The following is a 22,919-nucleotide window of genomic DNA, read 5'->3' as shown; positions in this document are numbered from 1 at the left end:
GCCGGGGTCGCGGGGCGATGTCCGGCGAGGCGCCGGGGGCGCAAGATGGTGGGTGCCTGTCGTCTCGGCGTCATCCCGCCGGGATGCCGGCCGGCTGCTCGTGGCGAGTCCCGTGCGGCGCCGGATGCAAGGGTCCGCGGCCGCGAGCCGGGTGCCGATACAGTGCACGGGCGACGGCGGGGGCCGTGGCATCCCTGATCCCTCCCGGAGGCGCACCATGACCGCGATCGCACCACCCCTCGACCAGCCCTACTACGGCGCGCCGCTTCGGGCTGCCGTCAGGCGGTTCTTCGCGAAGTACGCGACCTTCCGCGGACGGGCGAGTCGCAGCGAGTACTGGTGGTGGGTCCTGACCGGGACCGTCGTGGGCACCGTGCTGAACGCGCTGCCGACGCTGACCGACGGCGTGCGGATCGAGGCCGACGGCTCGACGACCATCACGGGACCGCACGGGGTGATCCTCTCGCTGATCTGGATCGTCTGGGCCCTCGGCACGATCGTGCCGACACTGGCCGTGCTGGTGCGGCGCCTCCACGACACCGGGCGGAGCGGCCTGTGGGTGCTCGTCGGGATCGTGCCCCTCATCGGCGTCCTGGTGCTCCTCGTCTTCACGGTTCAGGGGCCGCGGCCGGAGGGTGCGCGCTTCGACGTGTGAGTCGACACGGAGCGTCGTTCTCGTACGGCGGGCGCGCAGTCTCGATACAGTGCACGAGCGGGGGGCGATCAGCCGCCGCATCGGGCATCATCCGTCATCGTGTCAGGGGGACACACATGTCGTACACGCAGAGCACTACTCCGCTTTCTCAGCCGCTCTACGGCGCCTCGTTCGGCGCCGCCGTGCAGCGCTTCTTCAAGAAGTACGCGACCTTCCGCGGTCGCGCCAGCCGCAGCGAATTCTGGTGGTGGGTCCTCGCGAACGCGCTGGTCTCCATCGTGCTCAGCGTTCTGGCGCTGCTCACCGGCGGACCGGGGGTCGACGAATTCGGACAGACCGCCGTGCCGTCGGGTCTCGGCTTCGTGTTCTACGTGATCCTGTTGCTGTGGGGCCTCGCGACGTTCGTGCCGCATCTCGCGCTCATCGTGCGCCGTCTGCACGACACCAACCGCAGCGGTTTCTGGATCTTCATCGGGTTCGTTCCGCTCGTCGGCGGCATCATCCTCTTCGTCTTCGAGCTGCTGCCCAGCGATCCGCGCGGAGCGCGATTCGACGCCTGATCTCGATACCGAACGTCCCGGCCCCCATGGGGTCGGGACGTTCGCGTGTGCGGGGAGGATGGATGCCGCCGGCCCTGCGCTCGGCATCCGCTCGCGAGCGGCGTCGGTGGCGGTACCGGGGGCCCTGCCCGTCCACCACGCCGTCTCGGGGCTACTGTCAGACGGACGCCGCCGGACGCACGAGGGCGGTCCGGTCGGGCTCGACGAATCCGTACTTCCGGTACAGGCCGTGCGCGTCGCTGGTGAAGAGGGTCCAGCGGAAGTGCGGGCCCGGACCCTCGTCGATCATCAGCGACACGAGACCCCGGCCGATGCCGTGACCGCGGTGCCCCTCGACGACGAAGACGTCGGCGAGGTAGCCGAAGGCGACGCCGTCGGAGATCGCCCGTGCGAAGCCGACGAGCTCGCCGGTGTCGCGGCGATAGGCGGCGACGAGGCGCCACGCGCTGTCGAGCTGAGCCTCCACGTCGGCGCGGGTGCGCCACCGGGCCCAGTAGGCCTCGGTGCTCAGCCACTGCCAGACCGCGTCACGGTCGATGCGCCGGGGGTCGTCGTCGAATTCGTACTCCACCCGTCAAGTGTGGCGCGTTCCGCGGCGGGATATGACGCACGGCGGCGCTCCCACCCGACGGCTGTGCCAGGCTGGACGGGATGACGATCGAGCCTCCCGCCCCGGGCGAACCGCGGCGACCGCACGGGCCGCGCGACCCCGGCGACGCGTGGGTCGTCGCGCCCACGGGCGAGAAGTACTGGGGACGTTTCGGCGCCGCGGGCCTGCTCGCCCTCGACCCCGAGCGCGGCGTGCTGCTGCAGCACCGGGTCTCGTGGAGCCACTTCGGCGGCACCTGGGCGCTGCCCGGCGGAGCGCGTCACGAGGGGGAGTCCGCTCGCGACGGTGCCCTGCGCGAGTCGGCGGAAGAGGCCGGTGTGCCCGTGGATGCCGTGCGCGCGCGCTTCGAGAGCGTCCTCGATCTGGGTATCTGGTCGTACTCCACGCTCGTCGCCGACGTCACGACGCCTTTCGAGCCGGTCATCAGCGACCCCGAGAGCGTGGCCCTCGAGTGGGTCGCGGTCGATCGGGTGACGGACCTTCCGCTGCACCCCGGATTCGCTGCGGCCTGGCCGGCGCTGCGCGCAGCGCTGGGCTCTCGTCCGGCGATCGTGGTCGACGTGGCCAACGTCATGGGGTCGGTCCCCGACGGCTGGTGGAAGGATCGCGCGGGAGCCGCGACCCGCCTCGTCACGAAGCTCTCCCGTCTCGCCGAGCAGGGGGTGGATGCCGACCTCCTCGGCCTCTCCGCCACGCGTTGGTTCCCGCGGGTGGTCGCCGTGCTGGAGGGACAGTCTCGGGCGGCGGAGCCGGTGGCTCCGGCCCTCGAGGTGCGCCGTGCCCCGGGTGAGGGTGATGACGAGATCGTCGAGGCCGTGCGCGGGCTCGTGGGGGCGTTCGATCCCGTCGTGGTGGTGACCGGCGACCGTGAGCTCGCGGCCCGCGTCGAGGCTCTCGGCGCGACCGTGCGCGGCGCACGCTGGGCGCTGGATCAGCTGGGCTGACGGCGCCTCCGACCCGCGGGGATTCCCTTGCCGGCGAGGTGGCTGAGCTTGTCGAAGCCACCGGTCCCCGCGACCGGCGCAACGACCGGACGCAGCCCCGCGTGGTGCGACGCCGAGGGGCTCAGTCGAGTTCGCGGCCTCGCAGCTTCTCGATCTCGCGGCGGTCGCGCTTCGTGGGGCGTCCCGCGCCGCGGTCGCGGACGGGCACGAACGGCATGCTCTCCTTCGACGGGGGCGGGGGAGTGCGATCGTCCACCGACTCGGCCACCAGAGCGGCACCGACGCGCTTCGCGATGGTCTTCTTCACGACCAGGATGCGATCGAACCCCTGGATGCGCACGCGTAGCTCGTCGCCGGGACGCACCGGCTGAGCCGCCTTCGCCCGTTCGCCGTTGACGCGCACGTGTCCGGCGCGGCACGCCGTGGTCGCAGCCGAACGCGTCTTGTAGACCCGCACCGCCCACAGCCACGCGTCGACGCGAGCGGTGGTCGTGGCATCCGTCATCTCAAGTCCTTCGTCGGCGAACCTCCATCGTAAGACGGGCGATCAATCGCGGAGAGTGAGGGAGACCAGGGCGCGGTCGGGCTTGGAGCGGTCGACGATGTCGAAGCCGGCATCCTGGAAGACCGCCACCGTGCCGCGGAACAGCTGATCAGCCGAACGCTTCTGGACCGACGGATCGAGGGGGTAGCCCTCGACGACGCGGGCGCCGCCCTCACGGGCGAAGGTCACCGCGGCATCCAGGAGGGCACGGGTGAGGCCGGTGCCCCGGTGCTGCTCCCGCACCACGAAGCACGACACGGCCCACACGTCGTCGGCGTCGAGAGGCTCCACGGTCGCGGTCTTGACGTCGCGCGTGCGGGCGAGGCGCGGCTGCGCGAGACGTGGACCGACCCGGACCCACCCGGCCGGCTCGCCGTCGACGTAGGCGACGAGGCCGGGCGCCCTTTCGCTCCGCGTCTCGGCGCGGAACCGCTCCGTCAACTGGCTGCGCGACTCGTCGTTGAACTGCGCGTTGGTGAGCAGCCACCACTGGCACTGACAGCCGGGGCCGTCGCCGCTGTCGAGGGCCGTCTCGGCGTCGTCGAAGCGGTCACCGGTGGCGGGCAGGATCTCGATCGTCATGTCGCGACGCTAGCGAGGGGGTCCGACATCGACAAGGGCATCACGCCGTTCGAGGCGGCGCCACACGCCCGGGGTGGGTGCTGGTTCGCGACGGTGTCGGGGAGGGGCTAATATAGGGGAGTTGCCCGCTCGCGGGTAACGGGATGTGGCGCAGCTTGGTAGCGCACTTGACTGGGGGTCAAGGGGTCGCAGGTTCAAATCCTGTCATCCCGACAGTTGAGGCCCGAACTTCCGCAGGATTGCGGGGGTTCGGGCCTCTTGTCGTTTCCGGCGACGGGCGCCAGACACGACGCAGACACGATGACCCCGCCAGGCACCTATTGATCGGCGCGCTCTGCGGCGGCTGCAGCGCGCAGGCGGCGCAGCCGGTACTGGTGCGAAGGCCACGCGTCGAGGCGATCGCGGAGGGTCGCGAACAGCACATCCTCTTCCACGACGCGGACGCGCTGCCCGTCGCGTTGCTCCCACGACATCGGCATGCCGCTGCGTCGCCACCGTTTGATCGTGAACGCGGAGCGGCGCACTGTGCGCGCCGCCTCGCGGTACGTCAGGGTGGCCACCGGTCAGCCGATCTGAGCGGTAACGATGGATCCGCCCGCACGCTCGTCCGCTACGGGGGCGGTGGTGGTGCGGGCTTCTTCTTCGGCGGCGGAACGAACGACTCAAGCCCGACCAGCGCGTACGTCACGGCGACGATGGGCGCGTTGTCGACGGGTGACGCGTCGCGGTTCCAGACGGGCATGCCGCTGAGATTGCGGGTGGTGGCGTTGTCGACGGCAGGTCGAGTGGCCCTTGCCCGCGGTGACGGATCTTGTCCTCTCGGACACGGTCACGGATCCGACCAGCGGCGAGCAGCAGCGTGGTGGCGGAGATGTAGACGATGTCGAAGCCGGCGTCTTTGAGCGGCTGGACGAGATCGGAGTCGGCGCCGCGGGTCTGCAGCGCCACCTGCGTGATGCCCGTCTTGGCGCGGATCGCCTTCGCGTGATTCACGACCCACGTCTTGCCCGTGCGCTGAGCGATCACCTCGAGGTGCACGCGCCCGTCGTCGCGGTAGCCGGCGACACCGATGCTCGTGCGCGTGTTCCGCTTCTCGCGGTGCACGTCGATACCCATGACCATCCGCGAGCCGTCGGCAATCCTCGAGCCCGTCGACTCGATGTCGCCGTCCTCGTCGAGCAGCAGCGGGTCGGCGGACGCGTGCCACTCCTCGGTATCCAGGAACGGCACGACCAGGGACGTCACCCACTGGCCGAGCACCTCGATGCGCTCGACCCGCTTGTTCTTCGCCTTCGCCGCGGTGCGCATCAGCCCAGCGATCGTCATGCCCGGCAGGTGCCCGGCGGACGGGTTCGCCTGTGCGAACGCCTTCGGGTCCGCGGACCACTCGGCCAGGAACCACTCGGCGTCCGGGTCGTCGACGTCCTCGGTGGCGATGTCGAGCACGTCGCGCAGCACGACCGACCGCGAGGTGCCCGCGTTCGAGAAGGCGACCAAGAGCGAGTCGTACATCGCGTTGACCGACTTCTCAATCGCCGACCAACCCTCGTAGTCGTACTGCTGACGCAGCTCATCAAGGAGCAGCCGGGCTGCCGAGTGACCGCGGGCGCCCTCGAACGTGCGGGGCATGTACATGCCGCCGCCCTTAGTGCGGATGTCAACGTCGCCGTTGACCGTGCGGGGCGGATAGGTCAGCTTCTGCAGCTCGGGGCGCAGGTCGTGCGCGATGCCGAGCTTCTCGTCGTCGGGCCCGCCCCATCGGCGCACCTGCTTCCACGGCTTCATCGCAACGTCGAGCTTCTGCGCGGCGCCGACGATGATGAAGTCCTGCTCGGGAAGCTGCTGCGGCCAGCGGCCCGCGTCGAGGTACATCCAGTACGCCGCGAGCACGGCGGCGATCGCGGTCTTCCCGTTCTGCCGTCCGACGATGACCAGGCCTTGCGGAACCGCAGCAGCCCGAACGCGTCGAGCTCGAGCATGTGGATCAGCAGCCACTCCTGCCACGCCAGGAGACGCACGCCGAGATCCTCGCGCGCGAACTTGATCACGTCGAACCCGCGCGACGTCGCCGGGTTCAAGCTATGGATCTCATGCTGTTCTACACAGGTATCGCCGCCGTTGCTGGCGGAGCCAGCGCCGTCATCGCTTGGACCGCACGCTCGGATGCTCTCAAGGCTGGGAAGGCAGCTGAACTGGCTCGAGCTGATGCGACGGATGCTGAGAGGCGCGCGGGCGAAATCGCGGAGCGGTCTGCCAAGGCGCTAGATCGCGCTAACGAGTTGGCGCAACGACACTTCGACGGCCGCCTCGAGTGGGAACGACGCAAATCGCGCGCGAGCTGGGGAGCTCTACTACGCGCGTGGGCTGTGTTTCGCGTGCACAAGGCGAGCTACGGAGGGGAGCGTCCTCTGCCGGACTCTGTTCGGCGAGTCGAGTTGAGAGAGGTCAGCGAGGCGCGCGTCGCCCTGGACGAATCGACAGCGGTTCAGCTGCAGGGGTCGATCTTCGAGGCCATTAGTAAGTGGACGAAAGAGATCGAGGCCCTGCCAATAGCGGAGAGAAAAGCTGCATTCGTGGCAGCCGCATCCCGTCTAGTTGTGACAGAGGATCTGATCGAGTCATGGGTGGCGGACCCGGAAGGAATCAGCCGCGCCCTCGCCGAGTACCCCAGTGCAGCAGAGAACGGCAAGCGTTCCCCTGACAAAGGCGACGACCAAGCGACCGATGGAGACGACAACGGTGAGGACCCGAAGCCCTAAGTCCAGTCCCGGGAGGGTGTGCCGAGGTCGACGACGGGAGCGCCGTTGCCGCGGTCGCGGTTGCAGCCGGCGTGGGAGGGGCGCTTGTTGGTGGGGTCGTCCTGTAGCTGGGGGTGGGTTCAGTGCGACCGGGTAGCGCTCTTCTTCCGCCTCCGGTGGATGCTCGTGAAGCGCGGGAGCGTCAGCTGATGCCAGCGCGACTCGGTCACGCTTCGCCTGCTGCCGCCTGTCACTCCGTCGCGCCATGAACATGAGCGAGAGCCTAAGGGACTGTAACGGATCTCACACACCGCGTTCTCACTCCCTGCAGGCCCCGGCGAGAGCCCGCCCCCGGCATCCCTCTTTGGAGGTGACGCCGGGGGCGTTTCGTAGTCCGCCTGGGTGTTTCAGACGGTACCCGTGTGCGACCACAGGCCGTCTGCGAGGCCCGGCGCGGTGGCGATGACCGTGAGGGTGTACGGCAGTGGCTCAGCCGCGGCGTCTCCAGGGTGCCCGACGTTGAATTGCACGCCGTCCGCAGTCTCGCCGGGGTTTACCACGCCCTGGAAGGTGGCCGGGCTCACCCATGACCACCGTTCGGAGTAGTCAGAGATCAGCCGCACGTGGTCACCGTCGAGGGTGGCGCTCACGGTGACTCTGGCTGTGTCGTTCGAGAGGTTGCGGACGAGGATCTGGAAGGTCGACACACCCTGCTGGGGGAAGTCGATCTGCGTGGCCATGGCTGTGATGGCATTCGATGGACTGGCTGTCGCGGCCGGCGCGGCCACGGCCACCGCGACGACCGGAAGGGTCCATACGCCGGCCTTAAGCACCTGACGCCTATTGATATCGCGCACGGTACGAGTGTGGCAGTGCAACGCGTCTCGCGGGTAGCACCTCGTTGCGGGATCCCCGGGGCCGGGGTCAGTGAGCGCGAACGGTGATGAGTGCCCATCCGTCGGGGTTCTGCGCGTCGAGCGCGGCGCGGTCGGCGGCTTCGATGTCGCGCGCGCCGTCGCGGCGGACGAACGTCCCGACCGCGGTGAGGAGTGTGGTGCCCTTGCCCATCGTGACGGGGGTGTTCGCGAGCTCGAACCCGGCGGGGCACTGCGCTTCGAGGAGGTCGTGCGCGTCTGCGAGGGAGTGCGCCTCGACCTCGATGGTGCGGGTTTCGACGGGGCGGATGGTTCCGATGAGCACGAGGTCAGCCTAGGCGGCGGACGGCGACGGCGTTGCGCCAGACGACGGGCTGCCAGTGTCCGCCGTCGCAGGGGACCTCGAGCACGACCATGCGGTCGTTCGCGCCCATGGCCTACGCCTCGACGCGTTCGGCGGCGCGGTTCGGCCACTGCACCCACGCCCACACGGGGCGTTTCGGGCCGAACCACTCGACCGGCTGCGGCCCATACGCCTGCAGCGGGAGCGTGATCGGATGCACCGATGCCAGCGTGCGCGACAGCATCTCGTCGCTGACCTTCGTCGAGCCCACAGACCGGTCCCCTTCCCCGGCCACGGGTGATGCTACGGACCACCACCGACACGCGGAAGCGCCCCTCCCGGAATTCGCATAGGGAGGGGCGCTTTGGCTCGGCGCCGCAGGTCGACGCACATGATCAGGTGGGCTGGACCTCGATGACGATTCCGCCCCGGCTCTGTCCAGCGGTGTTGTAGATGGTGGCCACGATGGTGCCTGGCGACGAAGAGTAGGTGAGGCCGTTCAGTCGGAAGCGGACGAATGTCTGCTCTCCTACGACGAGGTAGCGGCCGGGAACACCCGCCACCGGGGTGAGCCCGATCAGGTTGTTGACGGACGTGTAGCCAGCCCCTGAGCCGGCAATGTCGATGTACCAACCGTCCTTGTACGAGCCGCCATCTTCGTATCCGCCGGAGCCATCGGCGACCTGAGCGAAGAAGGTGTAGTTGACGTTGGTGCCCGCGTTGGGCGCGGTGTTTCCGAGCACAGCGGTGCTCTGTGCGTCAGGGTTTTGAGTGGACGCGGATGCTTTCGGCGCAGCGACTGCCACCGCAATGACCGGCACGCTCCATGCGCCCGCCTTTAGGACGGTCCGTCGTGACGGGTCGCGTATTTCGTTTTCCATGGTGGTGCCCCCAAGCTCCCGGCGAGACGGAGCACGTCGCTCTCTAGATCCCCCGATGATCCCAGAAGACTAGTCGGGCGACTCGAACGGCCATAAGGAGCCTGATGTAAAGCTTTGACGTAGAGGAGCGGTGACCCCGCTGGTCGAGCCTCAAGGACAACGCAGTTTGCGCGTGCTTCGGGGTGCCGCCAGCGCGGTACTTCCAGCTCCTGCTCCGCGCCATCGACACGGCTGCCCCGCTTGAGGCGCGACCCATGCTCGTGCGTTTAATGCGTCATGTCTGGGACGCTACAGCTGTGGAGACGGCACCCCGCCGCGCGGTCTGACAGACACGATTCAGACACCATGTCGGACCGCGTCAGAGTGTCACGGTGTCGTCCAATGTCGCTCAATTGGGCAGGATTACACCCGGTCAGCGGGGGAAATGCGGGCCTATGTGCGTCCGTGTCGTTGAGTGTCGTGACCGGTGAAGGGGTCGCAGGTTCAAATCCTGTCATCCCGACAGTTGAGGCCCGAACCTCCGCAGGATTGCGGGGGTTCGAGCCTTTTGTCGTTTCCGGCGACGGGCGTGCGTCTCATGAGCGGGCACGTGAGCGCCGAGTGCGGTTCGATCAGCGGCTCTAACAGAATCGTCTGGACCTGGCACTGACGTCAGTCCCGGACGAGCCAGATACGTTTGCTGGTGGCGTTGTCGGATACAGGCGGGTCGGACACGTCGGTGTCGTAACGGAACCGGACGCCGTAGAGGACTCCTGCTCGGGGAAGATTGTCCACCGTGATCGGCCACAGTCGTTTCGCGGTGTCGCCGGGAGAGACCTCTACGTAGAGGCGCTCGGAGCGTCGTGTGTACGGGTGATTTCGGTCTGGGTCGGGGTCCCAGGTGGGCACGCCGATGGACGCGGCCCAGATTCGGTTTCCGATTCCTTCGACGTAGGTGCTGCTGCCGGGCGTCTTGAAGGCATCGTGGCCGATGGCGGTGAGGTCGCCGCCGAACGTCCAGTAGTGGCAGGTGCCCGAATTGGTTATACGGGTGGGGATGTGCAGTGTCTGCCCGATCTTGACGCGGTACACCGGCTCCTTCCGCCCGTCGACAGTCCGGTACTCGCTCGGCTTCTCGACCGGGTAGCCGGCGATGTTCGCGTCAATGGCGGCACCGGCGTTGCCTGGCACCGTGAGGCAGTCGGGTGCCGAGTCGGCGCTGGCGGCGGTGGGGGCTGTGATGAGGGAGAGGGTGAGCAGGCCGGCAGCAAAGGCCCCTGGGGTGCGTGATCGCATGTGACTCATTCCGATGGGTCAGCACCACATTCCGGGGAGGAGCAGTCCCGGCGGAAGCGATTGTGTTCGGCCTGACTGACGCCAGCACTCATTGCCCCGGCGTCCTTTTACTCAGAGAAGCGTGAGGGGAATCGAAACCGAACCTCGACCCGGCGCCGAGAAGGTGATGACAGCCGTCGGCGGGGAACTCTGCTCCGGCCCCTGGCGGCCGAGGTAGATGATGAAAGCCCCGCTCTCGGCGCCGGGTTCGATGGGTGCTGCAAAAAACCAGACGACGGACTCGCCTCCGTCGCCGTACCGCCAAGCGACATCGCCGCTGTATCCCGAGTAGAAGTAATCCGGTTCGGTCGCCGGAAGGTCAGCGATGAGGTCGCCGGCGGCAAGGGCAGTGGTGCCGTCGTTGGTGATCCAGATCACGTAGGACGTGATGCCGTTGTTGTCAGTGGGGCCGCTCACCCGGTAGGTGAGCTGAGGTGTGGTGCTCGCTGATGCGAGGGGCGCAGCGACGGCCAACGCGATCACGGGCGCGCTCCATGCGGCAGCCCCGACGAGGGCGCGGCGACTGATGACACCGCGTTCGAGATCGCTCATGCCACGGATGCTATCGGCTGTTGAAGTGCCGCGGACACGCGATGTCGGAATTGCCGAGCTGATTTCTTGGCTCAGTTACACAGACGTCATGTGATTCATGCATACTCGGCGGCACGGGGTGGCAATGGGACTGCACGGGGCGGCACCAGTCGATCGAGGCAGCACCCCCGCAACGACGGGGGACTTCGTGACCGAGCTCATCACCGACCATTCCACCGCGAACGCTGGAATGGATCGCCGCACCGTTATCAAAGCGGCTGCGTGGACAGTTCCCGCAATCGCCATCGCCGTCGCGGCACCCCGCGCGGCGGCGTCCACGTCCGATGTCGGCGCGTATTCGCTCTCCGGCTCCTGCGGAGCTCCGGGTATTCAGGGGCCGGGGTTCGTTCTCGTCGCCAGCGCCACCGCACCGGTACCGACAGGAACGACGGTTCTCATCTCCGGCACAGGAGTTTCCAGTATCGGAGTCTTCTCCTCGACCCCTTCGGGGATGACAACGCAGACTCGGCTCAGCGGCACGGCTACCCAATTCACGCTGACCGCAGACCTTCCGGCGGGAACAGCCATCTCGTTCCGCACGACTCTGTCGACGAGCGCGAGGTGGACTTTGAACGCTCTCACGACGCTGCCCGAGGGCTACACCGCAACAGGGGCGAAGTCGGACGCCGTTGTCACCTCCTCGCTCACCGGATGCTCGACGAGCTGAGAATGCTTGCCGCGTGCGTCAGGCGGGCTTCCGGTCGGGGTCAGCGATGCGCCCGACGCGCGGCCCCTGCTCGTGCGTCGACTGCGCCGCATTCGGGATGCTTCTGTGGCGGGCGAGACTGCACGCCGTCGACGCGCACGCGGACGGACACGGTCCGGTGACCATTCGGAACGCGTCGGAGTGATCCGGTGCCCTCCCGTGTCGATCCGATCGGGCGCGCCCGCCGAGTCAGTCCGCGTGCCGCCCGCTGTTGCGGTCCCACTCGAGCGACTTCCACTGGAGGAAAGTGCAGAGGTTGCTGGCGATCACGTATTCGGCGGCGAGGCTCGTGATGTCGTGGATCGACAGGGACAGACTCTCGGGCTGCTCGCTGAGGGTCAGTTCCCACATCGGGTCGTCGTAGCTGCGCGGTCGCATGTGGATGGATGCCGACGCGTTGCGCAGGCGCAGGATGACGAGCCCCGTGTCGTCCTCGCCGTCGTCCTCCTGAGGGGCGACCGAGATCGAACCCGCGATGCAGTGCTCCTCGCTTTCGAACTCCGCGACCCATGCTTCGAGCTGTTCGCGGGAGCGGCGGGGCGGCGAGTCCTCGAGCGATTCCATACCGGCAGTCTCGCACCCGTTGTCGAGCGGCGCGCACACCTTGCGCATGTATCTCGGCGTCGGACGCGGGGCTCCAAGCTACGGTGACACGTCCGTCGCGAGGGAGATCAGGCGGCGTCCACCGTCGCGGCATCCGTTCGCTTCTGCAGGTATTCGCAGAGCTTGCCCGTCGTGAACAGCTCCTCGCCGAGGGACATCAGGTGCGTTCCGGTGAGCGGGAACTCCCCGGAACGTTCGGTGAGGGTCGCGGTCCAGATGCGGTCGCAGTCGATGTTGAGGTAGATGGACGCCGGACCGTGGTTGAGATGGACGGCGACGATGCCCGAGTCGGCATGCTCGGGGTCATCCTGCGGGAGGACGTGAACGGTCGCGTGGGCGACGCGGTCGTGCTGCTCGTAGTCGGCGACCCACTGCGAGATCTCGTCGAATGCGGGGCGAGTGCACGTCATCCGCCAAGGCTATACGGAATACGACGCGCGTCGGCGGGGTCTCCTGGATGCGCAGGCACCGGGAGAGCACCGTCTGGGGAGAGGTCGCGCCTCAGCGGTCCGAGTGACCGGCCGCCTGGAGGAACTGCACCATCGAGTGGTTGTACGGGCTGCGGAACCGCCGCTTCGCGCGGATCATCGTGTAGCCCTGAGCGCGGAGGGCGAGAGCGTTCGTGACGCTCAATCGCTGCTTCGGCACGGGTTCCCACCCTCCCGGCAGTCGATAGGCGTGCGTGATCGTCTGCGACCCTGGCATCGGCATTGCCCCCCTTGAATGCAGCGGACCGATTCAAGCGACTTTACCTGCCGGTGGGGCAATCGCTTTCCGCTCGCACTACCGGGATTCGCCGGAGCTCCGGTTCGATCGGCCTTCCCCGTCGGGCCGTCCCCGGAATCCGGGCGCGGAGTTGGGGGCTCACGACGAGGACGCGGATGCCGTGAGGCCGGCCGCCGTGCCCGATTCGCGCGGGACGATACGCACGGCATCCGCGTCCTCACCCCCCAGGGGGTGGCTGTGTGGTCAGGCCGCGGACGACCCCGACGGGCGGATGTCGGCGTCGGACCACGGGGCGGCGCCGGCCGGCTGCTGGGTGTAATGCGAGAGCGACAGCTCTTTCGAGTTGCCCCACCCGCGTCGAGCCCGGACGAGGGTGTACCCCTCGTCACGCAGCGCGTGGGCGGTCTCGGCGGTGAGGGGGCGGTGGGGGAGCGTCTCCCATCCGCCGGGCATGCGATAGGCGTGGGTCACGGTGCGAGGGCGAGTCATTTCCACTCCAGAACTCGAGCTTTCGAGGGCGCTGCGCCATTGGAGCGGGGGAGGACGACGTTACGCGTCGTCGGTGGGGGTGTCTGTCCCCTCTTCGGAGGGTCAGCGTGTCGGCGGATACTGCCGCAGCGAGATCTCACGCGTGTCGAACAAGCCGCGACGCGCGCGTACCAGCATGATCCCCTGGTCGCGCAACGCGGCGGCTCGTTCCGGCGTGAGGGGCTCGTGGGGGGCCTTCTGCCAGCCGCCCGCGAGTGTGTAGATGTGTGTCAAGGTGCGAGGTCGAGTCATCATCACCCCCTGCGGGGAATGTAGCCCTCGGAGATAGGTCCTGGCCGAGAATTTTCCTCTCCGTAATGCGCGCGTGGACGACCGTAACCCGGGCGTCTCCAGACCGTCTTCCGGGCGGATGCGGCAGGGTGCCCTGGGTGGGTCGCGGCCATAATGGCCCGATGGTCACCGCCCGCATCGTCGTGCTCTTCGCTCTCGCCGCCATCGCCGAGATCGGCGGTGCCTGGCTCATCTGGCAGGCGGTGCGCGAGAACCGGGGCTGGTGGCTGGCGCTGCTCGGGATCGTCGCGCTCGGCGCGTACGGCTTCATCGCGGCGCTGCAGCCGGACGCGCACTTCGGACGCGTCCTCGCCGCCTACGGCGGGGTGTTCGTCGCGGGTTCTCTCGCCTGGGGCATCGTCGTCGACGGCTTCCGTCCCACGGTGTGGGACTACGTCGGCTCGGCCGTCGCTCTCGTGGGGGCGGGGATCATCGTGCTCGCGCCCGCCTCGGCCGGGGCGCCGGAGTGACGGCATCCGATTCGGAATCCGGCGGATGAAACCAATCAGTTAGAGAGCCAAGTAGTTAGCTAGACGAGATATCGGCGGATTGTCAAGCGGCATGTGGTGATGCGCCCGTGCGGGCACACTCGATGCATGCAGTTCGACACCACGCCCCACGAGGGCCTCGCCGACGACTTCTCCGCCTCCGAGACCGCGCGCCCCTTCGGCTCGTACCTCTCGGTGATAAACGGCGGAGACTGATCGTCCCGCGGCCCGCCAGGGCCACTCACGACAGGACCGGATGCCGACAGGCTCCGGTCCTTCGTCGTGATCCCGTGGAAGGAGGGCGGATGACATGACCGCGCGGCTCATCGAGATCGACGGATCGCGGGTGCACGGCATCCCGTCCCTGTACGCGGAGCTGAACCGCGTGTTCATGCCGAACGAGCCCTGGACCCTCGGCGAGAGCCTCGACGCGTTGGACGATCTGCTGTACGGCGGGTTCGGGGTCCTGCACGGCTCGGAACCGGTGCGCGTGCTGTGGCGCGACGCGGAGGCGGCGCGAGCGGCGCTCGGGGTGGAGACGACCCTCGCCTACCTGCGGCGCAAGCTCGAACGCCCGGACGTCTATGCGGTCGCACCGGCGCGACGTGCCCTCGACGAGCTCGAGGCCGGACGCGGCGAGACGTACTTCGACCTCGTCGTCGGGGTGTTCCGCGATCACGCGAACATCGAGCTCGTGTTCGCCTGAGGACCCCGTCGACGTTCCGGTGGACCGAGCGCCGTGCCGTGTGCAGCGCTGCGCTCGGGGCCCGGGATGCGTCACCCCGGGCCCGTCTCGCGTCACTCGTACCGCAGCGACTCCACCGGATCGGCGCGTGCCGCCCGCGCGGCCGGAAGGCTCCCCGCGAGGAACGCGATCGCCATGATCGCCACCGTCGTCACCAGGATCGACACGGGGTCGAAGGCGATGAGCTGCAGCCCCGGCAGATCGCTGAAGAGCGTCTGCCCCAGCTGCGCGCTCACGGCCGTGCCGACGCCGATCGCGACGACCGCGCCGATGAGACTGCCCAACAGTCCCAGCATCACCGCCTCGAGGCTGAACAGCGAAAAGACCCGGCCGCTGCCCATGCCCATCGCCTTCATCAGCCCGATCTCGCGCGTGCGCTCCTGCACCGACATCAGCAGGGTGTTGACGATGCCGAAGCTCGCCGCCAACAGCGCGATGACGGCGAACGCGTTGAGGACGAGCACGATCCCGTCGATGACCGCCTTGAAGGTGCCGAGCTGATCCGAGACGGTCTGGCCGGAGTAGCCGGCATCCGACAGCGCGGTCTTGGCGTCGTCGACGTCTTGCGCCGCCGCCGACGACAGGGTCACGCTCGCGCTCGCGTACCGATCGAGCTCATCGGCCGGGACCCCGGTGTTCTGAGCGGTGAACAACGCGTCTTCCAGAGCGGTGTTGGTGGTCAACGAGGTCGTGGAGGCGAAGGCGCCCTCGGTCACGCCCGTGATGGTCGCCGAGACCACGTGCTGCGTGCGCACCGGGTCGGACACGGCGATCGTCAGTGTGGCCCCGACGGCATCCGCGGCGTCCGCGAAGCCGAGGGGCGTCACGAGCGACTCGGGGATCGCGGTCTCGAGCGCGTCGGAGGACTCGTCGGGCGCGGCGCCCGCCGCAAGCTGCGGAGTCTGGCCGCCGATGAGCGAGCCCGCGCTCGCGACGTAGCGCTCGCCGCCGTCGACCTGCACGTAGTCGATCTGCACGGCGCGGGTGGGGCTCACCGACGCGACACCGGGAAGGTCTTCGATCGTCCGGATGTCGGCATCCGTCAGTGCCGAGACGGTCGCGGTGGCGCCGGGGCGACCGGGGTTCGTGTTCGCCGAGGAGACCGCGTCGGGGTCGTACTTCTGCGGTTCTGCGGATGCCGCGGCCCCCGTTCCCGTCTTCGTCACGGTCAGCACGTCGGCAGCGCCGATGGAGGAGACGGTGTCGTCGATGAAGCGGTTGATGCCGGTGCCGAGACCGTTCGTCAACGTCAGCGTGAAGGCGCCCACGAAGATCGCGAGCACCGTGAGGATCGTGCGGGTCTTGGAACGGAACGTGTTCGCGGCGGCCGTGGCGACCAGGTCGGTGGTCTTCATGCGGCGCTCCGTTCCTCGGTGACGATGACGCCGTCGCGGATCTGCACCCGGCGGTCGCACCGCGCCGCCAGGTCGTCGTCGTGGGTCACCACGATGAGAGTGATGCCGTGCTCGCGGTTGAGGCGGAACAGGATGTCCTCCACCACGGCGCCGGTGGCGGAGTCGAGGTTGCCCGTGGGCTCGTCGGCGAAGATGACCCGCGGGTCGTTCACGAGAGCGCGGGCGATCACCGCGCGCTGCTTCTGCCCGCCCGAGAGGGCCGTGGCCTTGTTCTTCGCCTTGTCCTGCATGTCGAGCTCGGCCAGCGCCGCGAGTCCCCGCCGGCGGCGTTCAGCGCGTCCGACGCCCGCGATCTTCAACGGCAGGATCACGTTCTCGAGCACCGAGGCGCTGGGGGTGAGGAAGAACTGCTGGAACACGAAGCCGAACGTCTTGTTGCGCGTGCGGTTGAGGTGGCGCCCGCGCAGGGTCGCGGCATCCTTCCCCTCCAGACGCACGGTTCCGCTCGAGGGGGCGTCCATGAGAGCGAGCAGGTGCATGAGGGTCGACTTGCCCGATCCGCTCTTGCCGACGATCGCGATGCTCTCGCCGCGGTGGATGTCGAGGCTCACACCGCGCAGCGCGTCGAAGCGCGCGGATCCGCGGCCGTACGACTTGTGCAGATCGGTGACGGAGAGCAGGGGAGGAGGAGGTTCGGATGCCATGACCTCACTGTCGCTCGCGAGCGCACCGCTCCGCGTCGCTCGCGCGGGGTGGGCGACTCCCCCCGCGGGGGTATTCCGCGAATGCCCCGTGCGGGCGATACCCGCGGGGGAGTGAGCAGTCCACACTGGGAGGATGCGACCCGACCCGGCCACGGACACGCCGCCGCGCCTGGTGCCGGCGGGGCGCGCCTGGCTCGTCGACGTGGTCATCGCCGTGCTGGTCGTCGTGCCCTCGTTCGCGCCGGTCCCGTTCCCCGAGTTGCGGCCGTCGAGCCCCCTGGTGCACGTGCTCATCGTGCTGCCGGCGCTGCTGCTGCCGCTGCGCCGCCGGTGGCCGCGTCTCGTCTTCGTCGTCTGCATCGCCATCTTCGTGGGAGCCCTCGTGCTCGGGACACTCGCGCCGGGGGCGGCGCTGGCGACGGCGATCGCGGCCTACGGGATGGCCGACCGCGTCGGGCGCAGGGAGGCCGCGCCCGTGGCCATCGCGGGGGTGGTGGGGCTCGTCGGCGCCAGCATCGTCATCGGCCTCATGACAGGGCTCGACACGCGGTTCCTTCAGGTCGGCCTCGCCGTCGCGCTCGCCGGAGCGATCGGAGATGCCGCGCGCTCCCGCCGCGCGTACGTCGCGGCGGTTCTCGAGCGCGCCCGACGCGCCGAGCAGACGCGCGAGGCCGAAGCGCGGCGCCGCGTGAGCGAAGAACGCCTGCGCATCGCCCGCGACCTCCATGACGCCGTCGCCCATCAGATCTCGGTCATCAGCCTGAACGCCGGAGTGGCGAGCTCGGCACTGGACACCCGCCCGGACAAGGCCCGCGAGGCGCTCGCCACGATCCGCACCGCTTCCCGCGACGTGCTCGCCGAGATCGGTTCGATGCTGGCCGTGTTGCGCACCCCCGACGACGTGGACGCCCGCGACCAACCGGGGCTCGCGCGCCTCGGGGCGGTCGTGGAGTCGGTGCGCGTCGCCGGGTGGGATGCGGCCGTCCGCGACGAGCGCGACCCCGACGAGGTGCTGCCCCTCGGCGTCGACATCGTCGCCTACCGCGTCGTGCAGGAGGGGCTGACCAACGCCCTCAAGCACGGCACGGCCCGTCGCGTGCACGTGCTGCTGCGTCGTGACGGCGACGATCTCGAGGTCGTGGTCACCAACCCCTTCCGCCCCGAGGAGGCCGCCGCCGAGCCCTCCCCGTCGGGCTTCGGCCTGATCGGCCTGCGGGAGCGCGTCGAGTCGGCGGGCGGTCGCCTCGACGCGGGACCGGCGCCCGGCGGCTATCGTCTCGCCGCGCGTCTGCCGGTGCCCGCCCCCCGCCTGACTGCTCGACCCGGAGGTTCCGCATGAGCCCGACACGCGTCATCGTCGTCGACGATCAGGCCCTCATCCGTGCCGCGGTGCGCGACCTCCTCGACGCGGCCGACGGCATCGAAGTGATCGGCGACGCCGCCGACGGCGAGCAGGCCGTCGCGCTCGCCCAGGCGCTTCGCCCCGATGTCGTGGTGTGCGACATCCGGATGCCGCGCATGGACGGCATCGAGGCCACCCGCCGTATCTGCACCGACCCGGCGCTGGCCGACACCCGCGTGCTGATCCTCACCACGTTCGAGGAGGACGACTACGTCGTCGCAGCGCTGCGCGCCGGAGCGAGCGGCTTCATCGGCAAGGGCGCCGAGCCGGAGGAGATCATCCACGCCGTGCTCGCCGTCGACGACGGGGGCGCGCTCCTGTCGCCCGCGGCAACCCGCGGTCTCATCGAGAAGTACGTGCGGCGCGCAGCGCCGGTCGCGGGGGAGGCGCCGTCGCTCGACGTGCTGACCGACCGGGAACGCGAAGTCCTGCGCCACATCGCCCGCGGGCGGTCGAACGACGAGATCGCGGCATCCCTCTTCATCTCCCCCCACACGGCGAAGACCCACGTGAAGAACACGATGCTGAAGCTCGGTGCGCACGACCGCGCGCAGCTGGTGATCGCGGCGTACGAGAGCGGGCTGCTGGTCCCGGGGGAGTGACGGCCACCGTCACGATCGTCGCCCGCGCGGATGTCGTCGGGGCGCGCGGCGGGGCGGCTCATCGCTCTCCGACGGGTCCGCCGGGGTCGGCGCACGGGTCCTCGTAGGATCGTGACACCGGCGGGGTGGGTCGGCGTGGACGAGCGGGGGATCGCATGAGCGGAGGGCGACGCCTCATCGAGGTTCGTGGTGCGCTCGGGCATCCGCTGGTCTGGGCGGTGGTGTGCGGTCTCGCGGCCGTGCCCCTGCTGGGCACGGCGTTCGACTTCGGAGGGTTCCTCCTCTGTCTCGCCGCGGGCTGGCTCGTCGCGCACGCGGTCGTCCGCGCGCTGATGACCCTGCGCTCGCTCGCCCTCTCGTTCTCGCTGCACATCGGCCTCGCGGCGGCCGCCGGAGTGGCTCTGTACGCGCTGACGCAGCACGCGGCGCCGGCTCCGGTCGATGCGGCGATCGTCACGGCGGCGTCCTACGCGGCCGTCCCGGCCGCGGGATGGGTCTGGCTGACCCTGATCGGGCGGGTGTCCGGTCTCGTCCGCGCGGACTCCGCTCGGCGCGCGGCACGGCTGGTGACTCCCGAGTGGGAGCGGAGCGGAGACGTGTGGGAGCTGCGCCTGCCGGTCGTGCCGCTGCGGCTGTCGACGTATCGGCTCGTGCTCGGCATCCTGATCGGGGGCGGCGGGGGCGCCCTGATCGCTTTCGTGGTCGGGTTCTCCGATGTCGCGATGCGCATGAGCCCGCTGCTCATCGTCATCGTCCTGGGCTGGCTCGTCGGCCTGCCCGTCTACGGCGGCCTGCTGCTGATCGCACGTTCCCGCACCGTCGACGCGCGCGTGCGGGTGAGCGCCGATCGGATGGTGGTGGAACGGATGCCGGAGGGCGCACCGATCGTCGACCGCGGTCTCGCCGAGCTCCGGTCGCTCCGTTGGGCGGCGAGCGAGGCGCCGACCCGCGTCGAGCTACGGCCGGTGGACGGCCCCGGGCTCGTGCTGCTGTTCGGTCTCTCCCATCGGCCCGCGGGGATGGCGGCGACGCTGCCCGAGCTGCCGTCGGGCCTGCGCCGGCGGCTGACCGACGCGGGGCTGTCGGCGCGCGAAACGCGCGGTCGCGGCGGCGACGATGTGCTCGCGCGCGATCAGGCGGCGTCCGCGGCGCTCCGCTCGGGCGGGGTCCCTCGCCGCTGATCCCCACGGAGCGGAACACCGGTCAGGCGCGACCGGAGACCGATGCCCTCACGCCCTCGTCTGCGGGGGCGCTGACGAGCGCTGCCGCCCGTTCACCGAAGGGCCGCTTCCCCTCGGCGCGGCTACTCGCCCGCCTTCTCGAGACCGCGGGTGCGGATCTCTTCGAGGTCGAGGCCGGCGAGGATCTTGCGTGCGACGAGGTCGTCGATCGTGCCCTCGCGGCGCAGCCGGAGCAGCACTTCGCGTTTGCGGTCGAGGACCGCGAGCCGCAGCCTCTGCGCCTCCTTGTGACGCAGCAGCGGGGAGCGCTGCGTGACGTCGATGTCTTCGCTGACGGCGATCATCCGGAGGGGCCCGGTGAAGGCCGTGCCCGCCGCGTCCCCGTCGTCGACCCGGCGATCGTCGCCGCGCCGGTCGGTTTCGTGACCGTCCGGGGGGACGGGTCCGGTCGCCGAGGCGTCGTCGTCGAGAGAGGCGTCGAGTTCGGCGAGGTCGCGCTCCTCGATGGCGCGCTGCCGGGCGACGGCCCGCGCGTTCGCGAGCTCGAGACGCTCGTAGCCTTCACGCCGCGCGCGGTCGCGCACCCGATCGCTGATGCCGTGTTCGACCGCGAGGTCGTCGAGGGCGGCGAGGGCGGCTCCCGAGATGGCGCGTTCGGCGAGCTCGTACTCCTCGATCGCCGCATCGTCGTTCGGCAGCTTCGCCCATTTGATGACCGCGGGAAGAAGCGGTCCCTGCACGAGAAGGGTGAGCACGATGACGCCCGCCGTCACGAAGACGATCGCGTCGCGTCCCGCGACCGCGTCGCCCGCGGCCGTGGTGACGGGAACCGACAGGGCGATGGCCAGTGACACGGCTCCGCGGAACCCCGCCACGGTGCTCACGACCCGCGACCGGTGCCGGAGCGACCGCGACGATCCCGCGGCGGGTCGCGAGAAGGGCGAGAACATCCACTGGAACAGATAGCGCACCACGAACAGGGCGATCCAGGCGGCGACCGTCACGATCAGCAGGATGCCGATCTCCGACCCCGAGATCTCGTGCAGCACGAGTTGCACCTCGAGGCCGATGAGCACGAAGAGCGCGCCGTTGAGGAGGTAGACGCCGAAGGGCCACGTGGCATCCGCCGCCCTCCGCGACATCGCGGTGGTGATCCGCGGCGACACCCAGGCCATGATGAGGCCCGCGAAGACGACCGCCAGCACCCCCGAGGCGTCGATGAGCTCGGCGATCAGGAAGGAGACGAACGGGACCAGCACCATGGTGAGGTTGATCGTCAGGGTCGACTGCATCCGTCGCAGGGCGAAGAACGCCGCAGCGGCCACCGCGATCCCCGCGGCCGCTCCACCCAGGTACGACAGCAGCACCATGCCGGTGATCTGCAGCGGCGTGATCTGGTCGCCCAGCAGCAGGGCGACGGCGATCGCGTAGAGGACCAGGGCGGTGCCGTCGTTCGTCAGGCTCTCCGCCTTGAGCTTCATGAAGGTCTTGGCGGGCAGCAGGCGCCCGAGCGCGGCGACCGCCGTGGCGTCGGGCGGTGCCACCGCCGCGCCCAGCACCAGGGCGGCCTCCCACGGCACGCCCAGCAGCGTCGCGACCCCGGCGACGGCGAACGCGGATGCCACGACGAGGAGCGTGCTCATCGGGATGATGTAGCGCAGAGACCGGCGCACCGAGCGGAGGGACGTGGTCCACGCCTCACGGAAGAGCATGATCGGCAGGAACAGCAGCAGCACGGTCTCGGGCGGGAGCTCGATCTGACGGAGCTCGGGGATGAATCCCAGGGCGAGGCCGATGACGAGGAGGACGAGGGGCGTCGCGACGCGCAGTCGCGGCGCCAGCACCGTGCCCACGAGCATCGCGAGGCCCAGCAGAACCGTGATCTCGAGTCCCTGCATCCGTGCCGCCTTTCGCCATGCCCTCAGGACTCAGCGTAGAGAAGGGCCCGGACATTCCCGAGGGGGTGTTCGCGCCGGTCGGGGCGGCTCGCTCTCGACGACGGCGTGACCGCGTTCAGCGACCGGTCCCGGATGAGCATGCCGTGGAGGGTGCGGAGGAGCATCGAAGGGGCAGCTGTTCTCGTCTTCGATACTCTGGCGGAGGAACGGGGCGATCGGCCGATGGCGCGATTGCGCCGACGAGACGGGGGAGCGTGGTGATGGGTGTCGTCACGACCTCGCCTCGACTGGCGTCCGCGGAGGCGCGTGTGCCCGTCTTCCCGAACGGCCGACGCCCCGCGTGGCTCGTCGTCGTCGTCGTGCTCTTCGCCGTGCTGCCCGGTGTCATGGCGGTCGCCGACGGCCGACCCGGGCTGCGCCTCGTGACGGGTGCGTCGACCGTCACCCTCCTCGGCGTCGCGGGCTGCCTGAACCTGCTCCTCCGCACGATGCGGGAGAGGGTGGTGCGCATCGACGAGTCGGCATCCGGCATCTGGTTCCGCCCTGCCCCGGCCGCGACGGCGATGCCGTTCGTGCTCGGGAGCCTTCTGCTGCTCCCCGCGGTCGCGCAGATCGTTGTCGATGTGGCGGACTTGGCGACGATGCCGTCGTTCCTGCTCACGCGCGCGCCCTCTGCGCTCGGACTGCTCGGCCTCGGCATCATCGTCGTGAACACCGTGCGGCTGCGCGAGGCGGCCGGCCTCCACGTGACGGTGGAGGGGCTCACAGGTATTCGTGGTCGCGGCCGCATCGACTGGACCTGGGACGAGCTCGCCGAGGTGGATGTGGGCACGGGACCGGTCGCGAAGCTCCGGCTCGTCGCCGACGCAGGGGGACCCGGCATCGAAGCGCCCATGCTGGCGCTGGGTTCGGACCCGAACCAGGTCGCCACGGTGGTGCGGTACTTCCGCGATGTCCCTTCGGCGCGAGCGGAGCTGAACGGCCCCGGACCCGCCGTCCTCCGCGGCGTCGACGACGCGCTCCGCGCCCGTGAGGGATGAGCGCGCGCTGCGC

General features: G+C 69.6%; 29 protein-coding genes, 1 tRNA gene and 1 pseudogene. 13 read left to right on the top strand and 18 right to left on the bottom strand.

What is annotated here, in order from left to right; translation table 11 throughout:
• The first annotated feature begins 217 nt into the window (after nucleotides 1-217).
• Together RWH45_RS00855 and RWH45_RS00850 are read left to right on the top strand one after the other, a co-directional pair.
• Entirely contained in the window at nucleotides 218-655 is a 438-nt protein-coding gene (locus tag RWH45_RS00855) for a DUF805 domain-containing protein (protein ID WP_315993046.1), read from the top strand.
• A 116-nt stretch (nucleotides 656-771) separates the two neighbouring features.
• On the top strand, nucleotides 772-1,215 hold the full coding sequence (locus tag RWH45_RS00850) for a DUF805 domain-containing protein (protein WP_315993045.1): 444 nt from the start codon (nucleotides 772-774) through the stop codon (nucleotides 1,213-1,215).
• Nucleotides 1,216-1,372: 157 nt separating this feature from the next.
• Here the strand turns inward: RWH45_RS00850 and RWH45_RS00845 are convergent, their stop codons facing one another.
• A complete protein-coding gene (locus RWH45_RS00845; RefSeq protein WP_315993044.1) occupies nucleotides 1,373-1,786 on the bottom strand; it encodes a GNAT family N-acetyltransferase in 414 nt (137 codons plus the stop codon).
• 80 nt (nucleotides 1,787-1,866) lie between these two features.
• Between RWH45_RS00845 and RWH45_RS00840 the strand changes: the two genes are divergently transcribed.
• A complete protein-coding gene (locus tag RWH45_RS00840) occupies nucleotides 1,867-2,769 on the top strand; it encodes an NUDIX domain-containing protein (RefSeq protein ID WP_315993043.1) in 903 nt (300 codons plus the stop codon).
• Between the two features lie 121 nt (nucleotides 2,770-2,890).
• Here the strand turns inward: RWH45_RS00840 and RWH45_RS00835 are convergent, their stop codons facing one another.
• Nucleotides 2,891-3,274 (bottom strand): RNA-binding S4 domain-containing protein, encoded by a 384-nt coding sequence (locus RWH45_RS00835; RefSeq protein ID WP_076674808.1) that lies wholly within the window; start codon nucleotides 3,272-3,274, stop codon nucleotides 2,891-2,893.
• A 42-nt stretch (nucleotides 3,275-3,316) separates the two neighbouring features.
• Nucleotides 3,317-3,895 (bottom strand): GNAT family N-acetyltransferase, encoded by a 579-nt coding sequence (locus tag RWH45_RS00830; RefSeq protein ID WP_315993042.1) that lies wholly within the window; start codon nucleotides 3,893-3,895, stop codon nucleotides 3,317-3,319.
• A gap of 139 nt (nucleotides 3,896-4,034) precedes the next feature.
• On the opposite strand from RWH45_RS00830, the gene RWH45_RS00825 reads away from it, so the two are divergent.
• Nucleotides 4,035-4,108: transfer RNA gene (locus tag RWH45_RS00825), tRNA-Pro, on the top strand.
• Between the two features lie 104 nt (nucleotides 4,109-4,212).
• Here RWH45_RS00825 and RWH45_RS00820 read toward each other — a convergent pair.
• On the bottom strand, nucleotides 4,213-4,455 hold the full coding sequence (locus tag RWH45_RS00820) for a hypothetical protein (RefSeq protein ID WP_315993041.1): 243 nt from the start codon (nucleotides 4,453-4,455) through the stop codon (nucleotides 4,213-4,215).
• Between the two features lie 124 nt (nucleotides 4,456-4,579).
• Complete coding sequence (locus RWH45_RS00815) at nucleotides 4,580-5,890, bottom strand: terminase large subunit domain-containing protein (RefSeq protein WP_315993040.1); 1,311 nt, start codon at nucleotides 5,888-5,890, stop codon at nucleotides 4,580-4,582.
• A gap of 86 nt (nucleotides 5,891-5,976) precedes the next feature.
• On the opposite strand from RWH45_RS00815, the gene RWH45_RS00810 reads away from it, so the two are divergent.
• On the top strand, nucleotides 5,977-6,654 hold the full coding sequence (locus RWH45_RS00810) for a hypothetical protein (protein ID WP_315993039.1): 678 nt from the start codon (nucleotides 5,977-5,979) through the stop codon (nucleotides 6,652-6,654).
• A 386-nt stretch (nucleotides 6,655-7,040) separates the two neighbouring features.
• On the opposite strand, the gene RWH45_RS00805 is transcribed toward RWH45_RS00810, so the two are convergent.
• The 4 genes from RWH45_RS00805 to RWH45_RS00790 all read right to left on the bottom strand — a co-directional run bounded on the left by RWH45_RS00805 (nucleotide 7,041) and on the right by RWH45_RS00790 (nucleotide 8,732).
• Nucleotides 7,041-7,373, bottom strand: coding sequence for a hypothetical protein (locus RWH45_RS00805; RefSeq protein WP_315993038.1), 333 nt, complete (start codon nucleotides 7,371-7,373; stop codon nucleotides 7,041-7,043).
• A 184-nt stretch (nucleotides 7,374-7,557) separates the two neighbouring features.
• Nucleotides 7,558-7,833, bottom strand: a complete 276-nt coding sequence (locus tag RWH45_RS00800) for a hypothetical protein (RefSeq protein ID WP_315993037.1) — start codon at nucleotides 7,831-7,833, stop codon at nucleotides 7,558-7,560.
• Between the two features lie 112 nt (nucleotides 7,834-7,945).
• Nucleotides 7,946-8,122: a hypothetical protein gene (locus RWH45_RS00795; protein WP_315993036.1), complete on the bottom strand. Its 177-nt coding sequence runs from the start codon at nucleotides 8,120-8,122 to the stop codon at nucleotides 7,946-7,948.
• Between the two features lie 124 nt (nucleotides 8,123-8,246).
• Nucleotides 8,247-8,732, bottom strand: a complete 486-nt coding sequence (locus tag RWH45_RS00790; protein WP_315993035.1) for a hypothetical protein — start codon at nucleotides 8,730-8,732, stop codon at nucleotides 8,247-8,249.
• A gap of 158 nt (nucleotides 8,733-8,890) precedes the next feature.
• On the opposite strand from RWH45_RS00790, the pseudogene RWH45_RS16245 reads away from it, so the two are divergent.
• Nucleotides 8,891-9,058 (top strand): annotated as a pseudogene (locus RWH45_RS16245) (DUF3263 domain-containing protein); the annotation flags it as partial.
• Between the two features lie 325 nt (nucleotides 9,059-9,383).
• Here the strand turns inward: RWH45_RS16245 and RWH45_RS00785 are convergent.
• Both RWH45_RS00785 and RWH45_RS00780 read right to left on the bottom strand, forming a co-directional pair.
• Nucleotides 9,384-10,007, bottom strand: a complete 624-nt coding sequence (locus RWH45_RS00785) for a hypothetical protein (RefSeq protein ID WP_315993034.1) — start codon at nucleotides 10,005-10,007, stop codon at nucleotides 9,384-9,386.
• 111 nt (nucleotides 10,008-10,118) lie between these two features.
• Nucleotides 10,119-10,598: a hypothetical protein gene (locus RWH45_RS00780; RefSeq protein ID WP_315993033.1), complete on the bottom strand. Its 480-nt coding sequence runs from the start codon at nucleotides 10,596-10,598 to the stop codon at nucleotides 10,119-10,121.
• A 187-nt stretch (nucleotides 10,599-10,785) separates the two neighbouring features.
• Here RWH45_RS00780 and RWH45_RS00775 point away from each other — a divergent pair, with 187 nt between their 5' ends.
• Entirely contained in the window at nucleotides 10,786-11,304 is a 519-nt protein-coding gene (locus RWH45_RS00775; RefSeq protein WP_315993032.1) for a hypothetical protein, read from the top strand.
• A gap of 228 nt (nucleotides 11,305-11,532) precedes the next feature.
• On the opposite strand, the gene RWH45_RS00770 is transcribed toward RWH45_RS00775, so the two are convergent.
• From RWH45_RS00770 to RWH45_RS00755, 4 genes are all read right to left on the bottom strand, one after another.
• Complete coding sequence (locus RWH45_RS00770; RefSeq protein ID WP_315993031.1) at nucleotides 11,533-11,907, bottom strand: hypothetical protein; 375 nt, start codon at nucleotides 11,905-11,907, stop codon at nucleotides 11,533-11,535.
• Nucleotides 11,908-12,014: 107 nt separating this feature from the next.
• Nucleotides 12,015-12,356: a hypothetical protein gene (locus tag RWH45_RS00765; RefSeq protein WP_315993030.1), complete on the bottom strand. Its 342-nt coding sequence runs from the start codon at nucleotides 12,354-12,356 to the stop codon at nucleotides 12,015-12,017.
• 91 nt (nucleotides 12,357-12,447) lie between these two features.
• A complete protein-coding gene (locus RWH45_RS00760; protein WP_315993029.1) occupies nucleotides 12,448-12,594 on the bottom strand; it encodes a hypothetical protein in 147 nt (48 codons plus the stop codon).
• Between the two features lie 321 nt (nucleotides 12,595-12,915).
• Nucleotides 12,916-13,161, bottom strand: coding sequence for an alternative tryptophan synthase beta-subunit (locus RWH45_RS00755; RefSeq protein WP_315993028.1), 246 nt, complete (start codon nucleotides 13,159-13,161; stop codon nucleotides 12,916-12,918).
• Between the two features lie 452 nt (nucleotides 13,162-13,613).
• On the opposite strand from RWH45_RS00755, the gene RWH45_RS00750 reads away from it, so the two are divergent.
• Nucleotides 13,614-13,961: a YnfA family protein gene (locus RWH45_RS00750; protein ID WP_315993027.1), complete on the top strand. Its 348-nt coding sequence runs from the start codon at nucleotides 13,614-13,616 to the stop codon at nucleotides 13,959-13,961.
• A gap of 328 nt (nucleotides 13,962-14,289) precedes the next feature.
• Nucleotides 14,290-14,685, top strand: coding sequence for a barstar family protein (locus RWH45_RS00745; protein WP_315993026.1), 396 nt, complete (start codon nucleotides 14,290-14,292; stop codon nucleotides 14,683-14,685).
• A gap of 92 nt (nucleotides 14,686-14,777) precedes the next feature.
• Here the strand turns inward: RWH45_RS00745 and RWH45_RS00740 are convergent, their stop codons facing one another.
• Together RWH45_RS00740 and RWH45_RS00735 are read right to left on the bottom strand one after the other, a co-directional pair.
• A complete protein-coding gene (locus RWH45_RS00740) occupies nucleotides 14,778-16,079 on the bottom strand; it encodes an ABC transporter permease (RefSeq protein ID WP_315993025.1) in 1,302 nt (433 codons plus the stop codon).
• Entirely contained in the window at nucleotides 16,076-16,783 is a 708-nt protein-coding gene (locus tag RWH45_RS00735; protein WP_315993024.1) for an ABC transporter ATP-binding protein, read from the bottom strand. The genes RWH45_RS00740 and RWH45_RS00735 overlap by 4 nt, the downstream gene beginning before the upstream one ends.
• A gap of 133 nt (nucleotides 16,784-16,916) precedes the next feature.
• On the opposite strand from RWH45_RS00735, the gene RWH45_RS00730 reads away from it, so the two are divergent.
• From RWH45_RS00730 to RWH45_RS00720, 3 genes are all read left to right on the top strand, one after another.
• Nucleotides 16,917-18,122: a sensor histidine kinase gene (locus RWH45_RS00730; protein WP_315993023.1), complete on the top strand. Its 1,206-nt coding sequence runs from the start codon at nucleotides 16,917-16,919 to the stop codon at nucleotides 18,120-18,122.
• Entirely contained in the window at nucleotides 18,119-18,787 is a 669-nt protein-coding gene (locus tag RWH45_RS00725) for a response regulator transcription factor (protein WP_315993022.1), read from the top strand. The genes RWH45_RS00730 and RWH45_RS00725 overlap by 4 nt, the downstream gene beginning before the upstream one ends.
• Nucleotides 18,788-18,942: 155 nt before the next feature.
• Nucleotides 18,943-19,968, top strand: coding sequence for a hypothetical protein (locus tag RWH45_RS00720; RefSeq protein ID WP_315993021.1), 1,026 nt, complete (start codon nucleotides 18,943-18,945; stop codon nucleotides 19,966-19,968).
• Nucleotides 19,969-20,090: 122 nt separating this feature from the next.
• Here RWH45_RS00720 and RWH45_RS00715 read toward each other — a convergent pair whose 3' ends face one another.
• Entirely contained in the window at nucleotides 20,091-21,866 is a 1,776-nt protein-coding gene (locus RWH45_RS00715; RefSeq protein ID WP_315993020.1) for a Na+/H+ antiporter, read from the bottom strand.
• Nucleotides 21,867-22,126: 260 nt separating this feature from the next.
• On the opposite strand from RWH45_RS00715, the gene RWH45_RS00710 reads away from it, so the two are divergent.
• Nucleotides 22,127-22,906, top strand: coding sequence for a hypothetical protein (locus RWH45_RS00710; protein ID WP_315993019.1), 780 nt, complete (start codon nucleotides 22,127-22,129; stop codon nucleotides 22,904-22,906).
• The last annotated feature ends 13 nt before the right edge of the window (nucleotides 22,907-22,919 follow it).

Origin of the sequence: Microbacterium galbum, assembly GCF_032464915.1 — a bacterium.
GTDB lineage: Bacteria > Actinomycetota > Actinomycetes > Actinomycetales > Microbacteriaceae > Microbacterium > Microbacterium galbum.
This window is presented reverse-complemented; position numbering and strand designations above follow the sequence as displayed.